Raw genomic sequence first — 15759 nt, forward strand, 5'->3', positions numbered from 1 at the left:
CGAGAGGAGATGGTGCCAGAAGTAGTGGTCCAAGTTGTAAGAGAGTTAAAAGACAGATATCCTGTTACCCTTATCTGTTCTTGTTTAGGAATTCCAAGATCGACATATTATCGATGGGAAAAGAAATGGGAAGAGTTCATGATGGAATCAGAGTTAGAACGGTTGATTCAAGAAATTTGTGTAAAGAATCATTATCGTTATGGTCATCTCAAGGTAAGAGAAGTCCTACGGCTTAAATATGGAATCAAGTTGAATCGCAAAACCGTACAAAAAATCATGCAAAAACGGAATCTTCAATGCCGTGTGAAGAAAAAACGTCAAAACTGGATCAATGGAGAAAGTAAAATCATCGTACCGAATCGTTTAAACCGTGATTTTACGGCTTCTCAACCAAATGAAAAGTGGGTAACGGATATCACTTATTTGACGTTTGGTACTTCGATGCTTTACTTGTCAACCATTATGGATTTATACAATAATGAGATTATTGCCTATCAAATCAGCGACCGACAGGATGTTCAGCTAGTGTTAAAGACACTAGAAATGGCCGTAAAAGAGCGACAACCAAAACAAGTGTTACTCCATAGCGATCAAGGGGCGGTCTATACGTCTTATGCTTTTCAACATTTAGCCAAAGAAAAAGGCATTACCACGAGCATGTCCCGCAAAGGAAACTGCCATGATAATGCCGTAATAGAATCGTTTCATTCTTCATTAAAGGCTGAAACATTCTATTCACAAGAAAAACAAAATCTCACTAATTCTAGTGTAAAACAAATGGTTCAGAATTACATCTATTATTATAATCAAATTCGAATTCAGGCCAAATTAAACTACCTGTCTCCTATTGAGTTCAGGAAACAGGCAGCATAGGTGTTTTTTCTGTGTCTCAAATAGGTGGGTCAGTCCAAATAATCTCCACTGGGCTTTTTTAGTTTTAGGGTACTTCGTAATTGTAACTTCCTCTTTTGGATTACATTCTATTTTTCTCTTTTCCTCATTTTAAAAATTTATTGTTATGTCAAAATAATTTTTCTGTAATAAAACCTATGAATAAGAAAAAAACATTCAACTATGAACAAAAAAGGATGTAGGTTGAATCAAATAAAAGAGAAAAAAATGTAGAAAAGAAATTATTTCCAATTTATCACAAGTAAAGTATGATAGAGTTATTAAGATAGAATAGGAGGAAGCTACTTGAAATTACTTACTAAAAAGATCATAGCACTAGGTTTAGGATTTTCTCTTCTGGTCTCACCGACGATTTCTGCAACATCCGCCTCTGCCAGTAACCTTACAGCCAAGTTGAATACAGACGTCATAAAACAAACTTTTATGGAGGAAAAAAACGAATCCACCAAACCACCCTTATTTAGTGAAGACACGTTGGTGATCAAATACAAACAGCCTCTTTCTTCTCTTGAGCATAGAAGCGCGGGAGCTGTTGTGATTCAGCAAGTGTCAAAACTGAAATATTCCATCGTAAAGGTGACAAACAAAAAAGGACTACAAAAAGCTTTGTCCTATTATCAAAAAAATAAAAAAGTAGAATCAGTCACAAGGAGTGCAAACTATCAAACCTATACAGCATTAGCTGATCCAAAAGTAAAAGAACAATATCATCTTTCTCTATTAAAAATGGCTGAAGCCCAAAAGCTTGCTGGAAAGAATAAGGTAACGGTTGCTGTCATAGATACAGGCATTGACCAAAAGCATCCTGATTTACAAGGACTGTTTTTACCAGGATATAATGTATTGAATCCAATGAACCAAGGTACACCTGACGAACATGGCACTCATGTTACAGGGATCATTGGTGCCCGCAAAGATAACGGGATTGGGGGATACGGGATCAATCCTAAAGTAAAGGTTCTTCCAATTGATGTATTTGATAGAAGCTGGTTTACTTCCGATTTTACCATTGCCCAAGCTATTCTATATGCAGTGGATCATGGCGCGAAAGTCATTAATATGAGTTTAGGATCCCCTGTACCATCGAAGATACTAGAGGAAGCTGTTCAAACGGCCATCGATAAAGGTGTGACAATTGTAGCGGCAGCAGGGAACGAAGGCAATGCTTCTCCGAACTATCCAGCGAGTTACGAAGGAGTTATTGGTGTTGGATCAATCAATAAGGAAAAGCAATTAAGTTCTTTTTCTTCTTTTGGTCCTTCTGTAGATCTTGTTGCTCCAGGAGAAGATATATACGGTCCGATCTATCATTACGAGAAAAAATCAAGCTTTGAAGCAATAAGTGGAACATCCATGGCATCTCCTGTAGTGGCCGGAGTGGTTTCTTTGCTGCTTTCAAAATATCCTAACTTAAAGCCTGCACAGGTTGAATACATATTGGAGCATACAGCAACCGATTTAGGTAGTTTAGGGTTTGATACGAAGTTTGGCCATGGTCTTATTAATCCGATTGCAGCATTAAAGTTCGATTTGAAAAAAGTTCCTTCACTTGTGAAAGGCAACTGGACACAGAAGGAAATTGTTGAATATGCAGAAGATTTTAACCTAGGAAAAACGTTCACCAAGCAAGGTTTTATTACGAAGCCTTATCAACAGGATTGGTATAAGGCATACGTAGAAAAAGGTGAGTACCTTCAACTAAATCTATTAGGAGCTTCCCAATACGATTATAAAATGATGATTCATTTCTATTCGGATGAAGGTGTACAGCTTACCGAATTAAATGATGTTTCTGCTGGTGTTGAAGAAGGGAAGCTTATACAGGCTCCATTCAGCGGAATGGTTGCCATTGGGGTTAAGGATGTGAATGGAAGCTATGATGATAGCAGCAGGAAGCAGTCTTATTATCGTTTGACTATAAGTAAAAGCAAGGAACTTCCAGTTGATGATTCTACCTTTGATGCTCCCGTTAGGATCAGTAGCTTTCCTTATATGTCAAACAACATGCAATTCATTGGGGAAAAAGGAGATGATGACTTCTTCATATTTAAAACCAATGACGAGCAAATTATGAAAATTTCCATAAATGGGGTTCCGGGAGTTGACTCTCATCTATCTGTTTATAATAAAGAAAGTTTAGGAATTCCAGCTGAAGAAATTCCGGCAGTATCTCCTAATTTTGAAGAGATGGGCCCTGATTTCCATAAGAATTCTGGTGGTGTTGGAGAAGGAGAAACTGCTGTCTTTCCTGTTAGTGCGAATACAGAATATATACTGAGAATTTCGAGTAAGCGAGATAACTTTTTTAATGAGAACGATTTTTGGAGTTATATTTCCTATATGAATCGAATGAATCGAGAAGGACAATCCTCCTTGTTTCCATATCAATTAAAGCTTGAAGGTAAGGTGTTCCCTCAGGATGAAGACATGCCTAAAGGTGAAGGCGGAGAAGCTCCTCCTGCGAGTGATATGGTAAAAGCTGCAGAAACCGCTGCACAACGGGTGTTTGCTAGCCTTGAAGACAAAGAAGTACAAATTCCGGATATGTATGAAGACCCGGAACAATTCTATCAATATATAAGCAATAATGCGGTTCCTTATGAGATAGGTCAAAAGAAAACGGGGTATATCCAAACCCTTGGAGATGAAGATTGGTATATTTTAAAACCTACTCAAACAGGTATTTACCAATTCAACCTTTCAGTCAAATCAGATGTAAACCCTTATGTGGAAGTGTTAAGTGTAGAAGAGGCTGAGGATCAAGATGGAAAACTCGTCCATTACTTAAATCCAATTGGGCATAACGTTTCATATAATTGGTTTTACGATCAATTTAATAATCGACTTTTTACAGGCTTAACAAAAGGAAAAACCTATTTCATCCACTATATGCCTAACCCATATCAAGGTCTTAGTATGGATGCATATAGTCTACATGGACAATTGATTGTCGAAAATCCTGGAGATCGATATGAAAATAATGACTCCTTGGAAAAAATCAAAAATCTTCCATCCCCGTCCATTCAAGGCAATTTTGCTATGCCAAATGATGTTGACGCGTTTTACCTAGAAGGTAAGACAACGGGGATCTATAGCTTATTGTTAGAAAATGGAGAGATTCAAAAAGGCTGGGAATCCAAATATCCAAAGGCTTTATTATCTCCTATTAATGGGATTGCTATTGTTGTAGAAGATATAAATAAAAATCGAAAAATGGATGAAGCCGATAGTGAACGCGCCTCTATCATTGTAAAAGGGCTTGAAAATGGTTCGAATAAAAGTAACTATGGTTCTTTTAAGGTTGAAAAAGGGAAGAATTACATCATTGTGATATTGGGTATGATTGATGGTCAAACACCGCTTTCGTTAGTACCATACCAATTAACTGTTGCGCCAACTGTGAATAAGGATGAAGATCAAGGCTCAAGCGTAAAACATTATACCCCTTCTAAGCCGTTAAGTCTGAAAAAACAAAATGCTAAACTTTGGAAAGCTCAAGGGCATTTCAACACAGGCGTCCCATATGGAGATGAGGATTGGTATATGTTTGAGGTCAAGGATGCATTCAATGGTTATATAACGCTTCAAGGAGGACATGAGCTGGATGGAGTGATCACGATTTACCAAAATGGCAAGCAAGTAAGTCATGCAGATTACTATCCGCTTTCCCAATCAGAAGTCATGCCAATCCAATTAAGAAAAGGGAAATATTTTATCAAAGTAAAAGATTCATTGGGAAATGCAACAATTAAACCATATTTACTAACAATTGAGAAAAAATAAGTGATAATACCCACAGGCGTAAATGAATTGCACCCAGTCAAGTAGACAGTGGAAAAAATAAAAATGATTTAAGCGGCTTTAGCTCTATATTCCATAGGGCTAAGGCCGTTTAATGTTTTTGGTATCTATCATGATTATAAAAATGTATGTACTCATCTATCGCAAAAAGCAAGTGCCTCTCGCTGCAATCAACGGACAAACTTTTTAATCCAAAATAACAATCTATACGGAAAGAGCCTTAGTAAAAAACTCATAGGTTGTATGACGTTTGTTTAAGGAACATATACCTAAGGTTTTTTAAGTTATTTACATTCATGCTAAATTATTCTACAAGTCGATATTTGCAGAAATAATAAACTTTATGGTAACTTAAACTAGGAGAATCATAATATTTACATGGATGAATGAATAGATTTTTAGAGTTGTTATTATTATTCGGCTATTAACTGGTTGGAGGGAGTCTGTAGGGACATGGTTACGCAAGCAGATGTGAAAGAAATTATTGAAAATCTTAAAAAGAATCCCCCGAAGTTTATTGGAGGTTATAAAAAGCAAGGTTGGGCGATCAAAGTCCTCGATAAAATAATGGATGAATTATTGGAAGAGGATCAAGAGGTTGTAACAGTGAAGGCTGTTCTTGAAGCTAAGGACGGGACCTATTATCCTGCGTTTTTATCATTGGATATGAAAAATAAAGGGCAAATCGCTGGCATATATCTTCTTGCGGAAGAAGAGGAACAATTTAACCTGATTCCTTTTGAGATCGCAAAAGAGCTGATTGCAAAACCAGAGAATGAATTGGTTCCGTTCAAATATCGTACGCTTGAGAAATTAAACGGAGATGAAATGCAGAAAAATTGGCCTGATTTTACTTGATTGAAAGGGAGCCATAAAAGGAACGCCATTTATATATACATAAATAAAAAAGAGGGGCTTACCGAAAGTTCAATTTGACTTTCGGTAAGCCCCTTTTTCTAAGAAGCTCTATTTATTCCTTATGATTGGCTAGTTGGAGGATATACTTTCCATCCTGTTAAATTTGGATTCGTTTTTAAAACGAGTTGTTTTGGGAAAATAAATGTCCACGGCTTGCTGGTGTTTGCCTGAACCTCAAGATTCAAGGTAAATCCACCCTGGCAAATGATGTCTCCGTCCCCGTCCTCAACCACTAATGGGATTTGTTCCAGCCTTATATTTTTTGTACTTCCATTTCTGATCAATACTGTTACAGCAAACGAACCTTCTTGGACGAATTTAGCTTCAATCCCGACAAAGTTAACTTCTCCTGTTTTAAGAGGAGGAAGCTTTTTCAAAAGTTGTAGAAGATGTTCTTTTTGAGCGGGAGATATTTGGTTTTCCCAACTAGACTCTAATTCAAGTTTATGATTGTTACTTCCATTATTATGGGATTGCAGCTCGAAAGCAATCTTCCAATTTTTAGTTGATGGAATCGTATCTGTTAGCCTATCCTCTTTTGAGAATAGGAAACGCCATGGTCTGCAAGAGTTTGGCGGCAGTTCGCCGAAATCATCCATCTCAAATTGCTTTTTGGCAAAAGGAGTACCGTTTTCATCAATGAGCAGTAAATTCACTTTCTCAAATTTAATCGGTTTAGGAAGAGTATTTCTTAAAAAGGCAACAACAACAAAGCCTTCTTCATACTCAATTAATTTATTTCCGCTTATGGAAATTTGATTTGGCTTCAGTTTTGGGAGCTGCTGGTGATAATACTGATATACAAATCTTTCTTCAGGCTCCATAATCCAGTCTTCATGAAAAGAAAGAGTCGTACTTACTGTCTCTTCATCGGATTTCTCTTGTTGCTCTTGTTCGACTGTAACAGCTGTTTCGTCCTCGATCAGCTTCCTTTTCTTCTTACGAAATAGGGCCATCATACACTAATTCCCTCTCTTCCTCTGAACCGTCTAGTTCGTAAAGACTTTTCACGTAATTGATAAATCGTATACTAACGCTTGAATAGATCCTGTATAGCAGTTCATTGAATTCGTGTAAAGCCTCAAACTCAAATTGTCGATACGGATCTTCCTGACCATATCCTCTCAAGGAGATTCCGTTTTTAACTTCTGTCATCATATCAAGATGCTGAATCCATTGGCTATCCAATTGTTGTAGCATAATTCTTTTTAATTCATCAGCTAAGCTTTCATCATTTTGGAAATTAAGGATAAAGGACTTGACGTTCTCAAATTCTTTGAAAACTTTCTCTTTGATTTCAAATGGCTCTAATTCCAGAAAATCTTTTTCCTTCCATTCAGTTGGATAAAAGAGGAGAGAAAGTTCTTCCAGCAGCCCTTTTACATTGACATTTTCCTCAGTCTCTGGACAATATTTCTCAATGGCTTTAGTCAAGAATTGGTTCATATAGTCTAATAGTTCATCAAATAGGCTACTGCTCTCCAAATCCAACAAACGATCTCTCATGTTATAGATGATTTTACTTTGCTGATCGAGTGTATTGTCCAGCTTTAGCAGATGATTCCTTAAAGAGAAGTGATTGGATTCCACTGTTTCTTGTACCTTCGCAACAAATTTAGCAGGATCCGGGCTCACAATGAGACCATTTTCATCAGTCTTTACTTTTTTCTTGAATCGTTCTAATTCTTCTTCGTCATAATATGTAAATAAATCATCTTCAAGAGAAATGATGAATTGAGAGGAACCTGGGTCACCTTGACGTCCTGCACGGCCTCTTAATTGCATATCAATTCTGTTGCTTTCATGTCTTTCAGTTCCAATGATATGGAGTCCTCCTAGTTCACGAACACCCTCACCTAAGAGAATGTCTGTCCCGCGGCCCGCCATGTTTGTTGCGAGCATAACTTGTCCCTTTTGACCCGCCATTGAAATAATCCGCGCTTCATCTTCTTCTGTTTTAGCATTAAGGATTTGATGTTTAATCCTAGCCTCTAATAAATAGGAAGAAATCTTTTCGGATTGTTCTATGGAGGTTGTTCCGATTAGGATTGGTCGTCCTTTTTCGTGTTCCTTTTTTACTTCTTCTACTATACGTTTAATTTTTGAAGCATAATCCAAAAATACAAGATCTTTGTAATCGATTCTTTGTACAGGTCGATTTGTTGGGACAGTGATGACAGGAAGTCGATAAGTGTCAAGGAATTCCTGCTTAGACGGTGTAGCACTGCCTGTCATTCCAGCAAGCTTGTGATACATTCTGAAGTAGTTTTGAATAGTAATCGTAGCCTGCGTTTCATTTTCTTCGGTAATTTCTACGCCTTCCTTTGCTTCGATGGCCTGATGCAAGCCGTCACTGAATGTTCTTCCTTCCATGACACGTCCAGTAAATTTGTCAATAAGAAGGATCTTTCCTCCTTTAACAATGTAATCGACATCTCTTGTCATGATCGTGTGTGCCCTTAAAGCCTGGGTGACATTATGAAGCAATACTTGGTATTCTGCTGCGTACAAATTATCTATACCAAATGCTTTTTCGATCTTGTAAGCTCCATTGTCTGTAAGGTGAACCTGTCTAGTCTCTTGGAACACTTCATAGTCTTCACCAGCAACAAAACTCTTCATAATATGAGCAGTAATCTCGTACAGTTCGGCTCCCTGGCTGGACTTGTTAGCAATGATAAGAGGAGTTCTTGCTTCATCAATTAGTATGCTGTCAATTTCATCTACGATGGCATAGTGATGACCTCTTTGTACTTTCTTCTTCTTGGAATCAACCATATTGTCACGTAAATAATCAAATCCGAATTCTGTACCGGTACCGTATGTGATATCTGCTTGATAGGCCTCTTGCTTCTGTGCTGGATCCATATTAGAAATATTTAGGCCAACTGTCAGTCCTAGAAACTCATGAACTTTTCCCATTTGTTCTTTGTCGCGTCTTGCTAAATATTCGTTTGCTGTGATGATGTGAACTCCCTTACCTTCAAGGGCATGAAGATAGCTTGGAAGTGTTGCGACAAGAGTTTTTCCTTCCCCGGTCTGCATTTGTGCAATGCTTCCTTCGAAAAGGACGAATCCACCAATCAGCTGAACATCGTAATGTCTTAATCCCAGCACTCGTTTAGCTGCTTCACGAACTGTAGCAAATGCTTCTACAGACAAATCACTCAGAGACTCTCCTTTTTTTAAACGCTCCTTAAAGGAAAGGGTCATACTTCTTAATTCTTCATCTGATAGTCTTTCAAACTTTTCTTCTAGTTTATTTACTTGATTTGTTAATTTAGTGAATCGTTTTAAATCTTTGGCACTATCATCAAAGATTTTTTTCACCTTGGATATCATTATGTTCGCTCCTGTTATTATGAAATAATTCAAAACTAGTTAAATTATATCATATGTACTATTTATTTGTTCTAGTAACAATATTTGCCTTTTAATGAAAAAGAGGTAAAAAGTATGTTACGATTCTAGGAGAAGTTTTTTAAAATATTGTCGAAGCAGTGGAACTTTAGCTCTGGTTTTGTAGAAATTTTTATATGAATTGGAATATAATAGAAAAATAGGGAGTTAAGTTTTACACTTACCATATTCTATTCGTTGGATGTTTAAGATCACTTTTTGTCTTATAATTTTTTGGTAGTCTTCTAGTTTCAATGAAGAATAAAGCAAAAAGTAGACTTATAAATAAAATACATAAAGAAAGGGATGAGAAAATGAGGAGAAAACATGTCTTTGTATTGCTGCTGTCTATTGTTTTATTCTTTGGCTCCTTTGTATCTCCTTTTGCAGCATCAGCTGCTTCTACAATATCAGTTAAGCTGCAAAACTATATTGGAAATAAACAAAGTCTCGATATGTCAACAAAAGGAATTTATAAATTCTCCAACAACAACACGCGTTATTCAGGATCGAATCGTTATGAAGTAGCTGACCGGGTAGCAGCTGCCGGATGGCAGTCTGCCAGCACAGTCATAGTTGTAAATTCTGAGGCGTTCGCTGACGCCTTATCTGCAGCACCATTGGCATACAAATATAATGCCCCGATCTTAATGACAAGCTCAACCGCATTACCTGCAGTAATGGAAAATCGAATGAAAGCTCTTCGTCCTTCCAATATTATTATTATCGGTGGTTCGGGGAGTGTATCTACTGAAGTTGAAGCAAAGCTAAAAACCCTCGCTCCAAATGTTACACGAATTGGCGGGAAAAGTCGTTTTGAAGTGGCTAAGCTGGTTTCAGAAAATTTTCCAACTGCACAGAAAGCCATAGTTACAAACGGACTTACATTTGCTGATGCTTTAGCAATCGCACCTTATGCTGCGAAAAATGGAATTCCTATTCTTTTGACGACTCCTTCTTCTTTGCCAGAAAGTACTACACAGGCATTGGTGGGGAAAACAAGTACACTGATTATCGGCGGAGAAAGCAGTGTAAGTAAAAATGTTGAAAATCAACTGGCAGCTCCTGTTCGAATTGGCGGGAAGGATCGATATGAAGTTTCTGCTAATATCATTAAAGAGTTGAATATGAATGCAGAAACTGCTTTTCTCTCAAACGGGGCTTCTTTTGCTGATGCTCTTTCAGGTTCTGTGCTTGCTGCAAAATTAGACGCTCCTTTACTGCTGACGCCATCAACCAAATTACCTGCCTCAGTATCGGCTGTCATTAGTAGTAAGGGAACATCAAACTTCCATATTCTTGGTGGTACAGCATCTGTTTCAGACACATTAGTGAATAGCTTACCTAACGAATATACGCTAGAACCTGGTGTTTCTTATTCAGTAAAAGCAGTGAATAACTCACTGGTACTTTATCAAGGGACTACCGTTGTAAAATCTTTTGATTCCAATCATTTCAGATTAGTACCGGCGAATTACTCCTCTTCTAATCAAATTTTAATCAATAACAAACCATATCTTGGTACAATGGATTTTACGATTGAAAATGGCTATGTTAGACCGATTAATAGAGATATTCCATTTGAAGATTATTTAAAGGGTGTAGTACCAAGGGAAATGCCAGCAAGCTGGGAAATAGAGGCATTAAAAGCTCAAGCTGTAGCAGCTAGAACCTATTCTGTTGATGATATTGGTAAAACGGTTGTGGATACCCAAAGCTATCAAGTATATGGCGGTTACCAATGGGATGATCGGACGAACCAGGCTGTGAATGCTACAAAAGGAAAAGTGCTTAAATTTAAAAACTCTAAAGGAAATTTAGAGTTAGTCCAAACATTCTTCTCATCAAGCAATGGTGGATATACTGCAACAAATAAAGATGAGTGGAACACGACTAAGCTACCGTATCTTGATAATAAAGCAGATTCGTTTGATGCAAGTGCTAACCCAAGTGACCCGAGTAACGGTTGGAGTGTAAAGGTTGATAAGGTTCAAATAGATTTAGGAAAATTAGCAACTGAACTTAACCTTGATCCAGCAAAAATTTTGTACAATCCAGGTTGGTGGTGGGATTCTGCCGTTGAAAAGGATTCAGTTTTAGCCACTGCCGTTAAAAACTATTTGGCTACTGCTGGTTATGCGAATAAGGATATTAAAATCATTGGTATCAATAATTTTGTGATGGGACCAAAAAATCCGGCAAATCGAATTGCCAGTGCTACTTTAAAAGTCGACTTTTACATAAAAGACAAATCGACCAACCAATACAGCTGTGAAAATAGTAATTGTAATGGCACAAGTCCGCTAAAGAAATACAGCGTTGATATGAACCGTACAGGTGTACAGATTAGGTCGATGTTTGGAGGCACACGCTTTAAAAGCACTTTATTAACTAACGTTGTTCAATCTCAGGACTCCTTTACTATTCAAGGAAAAGGGTATGGACATGGAATTGGAATGAGCCAGAACGGTGCGCAGAATCGTGCCAAAGCAGGCCATACGTATGAGCAAATCCTTCAATTCTATTATCCTACATCTATTCTGAGTACAGAAAACTATTAATCTAGAAAAAAAGATTAAAAGATTTAAAGGAGCGAAAAATGAAAAAGTTATTAATCATTGTTCTTTTGTTGCCGCTGTTTTTGATGAATGTCCCTTATTCAACAGCCGCCGGAGGAACAATTGAAAGAATCGATGGCGCTAACAGATTTGAGGTGGCAGTTAATATTTCTAAGAAAGGCTGGTCAACAACTGGAAATACAGTTGTATTGGCAAATGCTAATGCTTTTGCAGACGCCTTATCTGCAGCCCCATTAGCTTATTATAAAAATGCGCCGATTCTACTTACTCAAAAGGATCAGCTCACGGCAATCACAAAGCAAGAAATGATTAGGCTTTCACCGAGTGAAGTCATCCTGGTTGGTGGAAAAGGTAGTATATCTGATCAAGTCATTTCTGAAATAAAAAGCATAGGCATTCATAATGTTCGAAGAATAGCTGGTAGTGATCGATTTGAAGTATCGGCTGCCATTGCTGCTGAACTGCCGGCATCATCTAAAATTGTCATTGCTGATGGGACAAAATTTCCTGATGCATTGGCGATTGCTCCATATGCAGCGAGAAATGGATACCCAATTTTATTAACCTTGCCTAACAGTCTTCCAAGTAAAATTCAAAATGCTGTTAAGGCAAGAAATGCTCAAAGCTCCATCGTGGTAGGTGGTCTGGCTAGTGTGAGTTCTCAAGTTGCCAGCCAGCTTCCTGCTCCGCAAAGAATTGGGGGGAGTGACCGGTACGAGGTTGCGGCAAACATTATTAGGCAGTTGAATATGAAAACGGATAAAGTTTTTCTTGCCACTGGCTTATCATTTGCAGATGCTCTAACCGGTTCTGTGTTAGCAGCAAAGCAAAATGCACCGATCTTGCTTACGCATTCTAATTATTTGCCTGAAGCGACAAAAAAAATCATTATTGAAAAATCCATTATTCATTTCACGGTTCTAGGCGGTTTGGCTTCTGTTCCTGCGAAAGTCGTCAACCAGACAGCATTAAGCTTACTAGGTCTTACGATTGTAGTTGATGCTGGTCACGGAGGATCGGATACAGGAGCTATAGGCAATGGGCTAAAAGAAAAGGATATTACTCTCGATGTTGCAAAAAGACTGCAAAGCAAGCTTTCAGCACAAGGTGCAAAAGTAGTCATGACTAGAACCTCTGATACGTATCCAACTTTAACAGAGAGAGTGGAAATGGCCAATTCCATCGGTGCAGATGTATTCGTCAGTATTCATATAAATTCTTCCACTTCTCCTTCCGCATCCGGGACGGAAACCTATTGGAACAGAACGTATGCAGCTGCGGAAAGTAAGGAGCTTGCTACTTATATCCAGCGAGAGCTGATTGATGAGCTGGGTACAAAGGACAGAGGTGTCAAAGAAGCTAATTTCTATGTAATTAAAAACAGTAAAATGGCTAGTGTACTAACGGAGTTAGCTTTTATTTCTAATAGCAACGATGCAAAGCTTTTAAAAACTTCTACGTTTAGAGAAAAGGCAGCGCAGGCTATTTTTCAGGGTATATCAGCCTATTGGAAAAATCAGTGATTTATACAAAAAATAGTAAGATGAAAAGGTTGAGATTTCATCGGTAATTATTGAGTAAACTGAAAAATTTTGATAGGTCTTAGAAAGTACATACTTTGTGATGAAGCATTGTAGCTGGCCTCTTCTTGCCAGTTCTTATGAATATGGCACTTAATGCACACACTATTAGGAATCAGCAATCCTTCATAAATTAGTTGAATGTTGCTGGTTTTGTGTTAAACTGATAAAGGATGTAATATTAATGAAATAAGGAGCTTTCGCATGGACAAGAATTTATTAATTGCTGCTTTTGCATCTTTTATCACTGTCCTTCTTGTAACTCCACTTGTAATGAAATTAGCAGTGAAAGTTGGAGCTACTGATCAGCCTAACTCCAGAAAAGTTCATACAAAAATTATGCCACGCTTAGGTGGATTAGCTATATTCATTGGTGTAATAGTTGGATATTTTATTACAGGACTACACAATCAACACATTTTTACCATTACCCTAGGAGCAATCATTATTGTGACTCTTGGCGTTTTGGATGATAAATTCGAGCTTTCTGCTAAAACAAAGCTGTTTGGACAAATAATGGTTGCTATATTAATTGTTCATTCAGGACTTACCATTGATTTTATCTATATCCCGTTTGTGGATCGGATTGATATTGGTATATTATCCTATCCGATTACGGTTCTTTGGATTATAGGGATTACAAATGCCATTAATTTAATTGATGGATTAGATGGCCTTGCAGCCGGGATTTCATCCATTTGTATAGCAACGATTGCTTTTATGGCTGGAGTGAATGGCAATACTCTGATTTTTACCATTGCAATCATTGTCTTAGCTAGCACAATTGGATTTCTTTTTTATAATTTTCACCCTGCGAAAATTTTTATGGGGGATACTGGTTCGTTATTCCTTGGATATATTATATCCATCCTTTCTTTGTTAGGATTGTATAAAAGTGTCACTTTATTTAGTTTTGTTGTACCCATTATTATTCTCGGAGTACCGGTTTTTGATACAACATTTGCCATTATTAGAAGAATTGTGAATAAAAAGCCAATCTCAGCTCCGGATAAATCCCATTTACACCACCGGATCCTAGCACTTGGTTTCTCTCATAGGGCTACTGTCCTCATCATTTATGCATTGGGGATTTTCTTTAGCATAAGTGCTCTTGTGTTTTCAAAGGCGACTTTGTGGGGCTCAATAGCAATAATTGTTGGTTTGTTACTGGTAACTTCCTTCATAGCTGAGACCATTGGGTTAGTAAATGAAAAGTACAAGCCTTTTTTGAATGTACACAAGAAATTCGGAGACAGAAACAATTGAGCTGTAGGGATTGATACCTACAGCTTTTTGAATTAAATTATTTCTAAAATATCCCTGAGGAGATCATCATGAAATCAACCCTTGTGATTCTTTCAAACAGATATCCCTATCCTCCTGGAGAAGAATTTTTACAAGCAGAATTGGAAGTTCTGTCAAAAGAATTTGAAAAAATTATTTTGATACCTACTAATCGAGATACTGCTAATAAAAAACAATGGGGTAGGGAAGTCCCTAATAACGTTGAAGTGATTCATATTTTTGAGAATGACCGTACATCCGTTTTTTTTAGAGTACTACATGTTTTTACAAATCGCAGGAATAGGAAATGGTTCTTTAAAGAGCTATCACAATCTTTGAACTATGGATGGAAAGCGCCTCTTGTTATGTTAAATTGGCTTTCCATAGCTTGTGAAATAAAAGACAAACTTCAATTGGCTCTAGATCACCTTGATCAACACATATTCTATTCCTATTGGCTCACGCCTTCTGCCTTAGCTTTGACCATGCTTAAGGAAGAGGGATTGAATGCTAAATGTGTTTCTCGTGTTCACGGAGGCGATTTATATGCTGAACGTCATCAGCCTGCCTATATTCCGTTTCAAGAAAAAATTCTCTTAGGATTAGACCATACTTACACGATTTCAGAAAATGGATTGTCTTACTTAACCAAAAAATATTCTGGATTGGAAAATAAGCTTTCTGTTCAAAGACTTGGTACGAAAACAACTAGATCTGCAGATCATATCAAGGGGAATAAACATTCTTCTGTCTTAAGAATTGTAAGTTGTTCGTATTTGAAACCAGTCAAAAGAATACATTTGCTTGCAGAAGCGTTAAAGCATTGCCAGTTCCCAATTGAATGGACACATATTGGTGATGGTCCTGAGCGTGGAAAGATTGAGGAAACGATTAAGGAATTACCAGAACAAATGAAAGTGAACCTTTTGGGAAATAAGAAGAATGATGAAATAATGGAGATTTATCGAACGAACGAGTTTGATTTATTCGTCAATGTGAGCGAAAGTGAAGGAATTCCTGTTACAATTATGGAAGCGTTTAGTTTTGGAATACCAGCTATGGCTACTGATGTTGGAGGGACATCAGAAATTGTTAATTCCGAAAACGGAATTCTTCTTAAGAAAGATCTTCAGGCTTTAGATATTGCATCAAACCTCGCGTATTTTTATGGCTTAACGGACGAGGAAAAAGCTAAAAAAAGCCGTTGTGCTTATGATACTTGGAACCAAAAATACAATGCAGCTAAGAATTACAAAGAGTTTGCAACATTGCTAAAAGATTAGAGG

Annotated in this window: 9 protein-coding genes; 7 read left to right on the plus strand and 2 right to left on the minus strand. The window is 37.4% G+C overall.

What is annotated here, in order from left to right:
• From GD441_RS11865 to GD441_RS11875, 3 genes are all read left to right on the plus strand, one after another.
• Positions 1–873 (plus strand): IS3 family transposase (locus GD441_RS11865; protein ID WP_153126655.1); only part of this gene is annotated, 873 nt, incomplete at its 5' end.
• 324 nt (positions 874–1197) lie between these two features.
• Complete coding sequence (locus tag GD441_RS11870) at positions 1198–4695, plus strand: S8 family serine peptidase (RefSeq protein ID WP_153126656.1); 3498 nt, start codon at positions 1198–1200, stop codon at positions 4693–4695.
• 471 nt (positions 4696–5166) lie between these two features.
• On the plus strand, positions 5167–5571 hold the full coding sequence (locus GD441_RS11875; protein WP_153126657.1) for a hypothetical protein: 405 nt from the start codon (positions 5167–5169) through the stop codon (positions 5569–5571).
• Between the two features lie 119 nt (positions 5572–5690).
• On the opposite strand, the gene GD441_RS11880 is transcribed toward GD441_RS11875, so the two are convergent.
• Entirely contained in the window at positions 5691–6590 is a 900-nt protein-coding gene (locus GD441_RS11880) for an accessory Sec system S-layer assembly protein (RefSeq protein WP_225434215.1), read from the minus strand.
• Complete coding sequence (secA2, locus tag GD441_RS11885; RefSeq protein ID WP_153126658.1) at positions 6571–8973, minus strand: accessory Sec system translocase SecA2; 2403 nt, start codon at positions 8971–8973, stop codon at positions 6571–6573. The genes GD441_RS11880 and secA2 overlap by 20 nt, the downstream gene beginning before the upstream one ends.
• A gap of 371 nt (positions 8974–9344) precedes the next feature.
• Here secA2 and GD441_RS11895 point away from each other — a divergent pair, with 371 nt between their 5' ends.
• The 4 genes from GD441_RS11895 to GD441_RS11910 all read left to right on the plus strand — a co-directional run bounded on the left by GD441_RS11895 (position 9345) and on the right by GD441_RS11910 (position 15756).
• Positions 9345–11591 carry a SpoIID/LytB domain-containing protein gene (locus tag GD441_RS11895; protein ID WP_191992176.1) on the plus strand — a complete coding sequence of 749 codons (2247 nt, stop codon included), beginning with the start codon at positions 9345–9347 and terminating at the stop codon, positions 11589–11591.
• A gap of 38 nt (positions 11592–11629) precedes the next feature.
• Positions 11630–13132, plus strand: a complete 1503-nt coding sequence (locus GD441_RS11900; protein WP_153126660.1) for an N-acetylmuramoyl-L-alanine amidase — start codon at positions 11630–11632, stop codon at positions 13130–13132.
• A gap of 261 nt (positions 13133–13393) precedes the next feature.
• Positions 13394–14455 carry a glycosyltransferase family 4 protein gene (locus tag GD441_RS11905; RefSeq protein ID WP_153126661.1) on the plus strand — a complete coding sequence of 354 codons (1062 nt, stop codon included), beginning with the start codon at positions 13394–13396 and terminating at the stop codon, positions 14453–14455.
• 68 nt (positions 14456–14523) lie between these two features.
• On the plus strand, positions 14524–15756 hold the full coding sequence (locus GD441_RS11910; RefSeq protein WP_153126662.1) for a glycosyltransferase: 1233 nt from the start codon (positions 14524–14526) through the stop codon (positions 15754–15756).
• Positions 15757–15759: the final 3 nt, after the last annotated feature.

This window comes from Peribacillus tepidiphilus, assembly GCF_009466385.1.
In the GTDB taxonomy this organism is placed as follows: domain Bacteria; phylum Bacillota; class Bacilli; order Bacillales; family DSM-1321; genus Bacillus_BN; species Bacillus_BN tepidiphilus.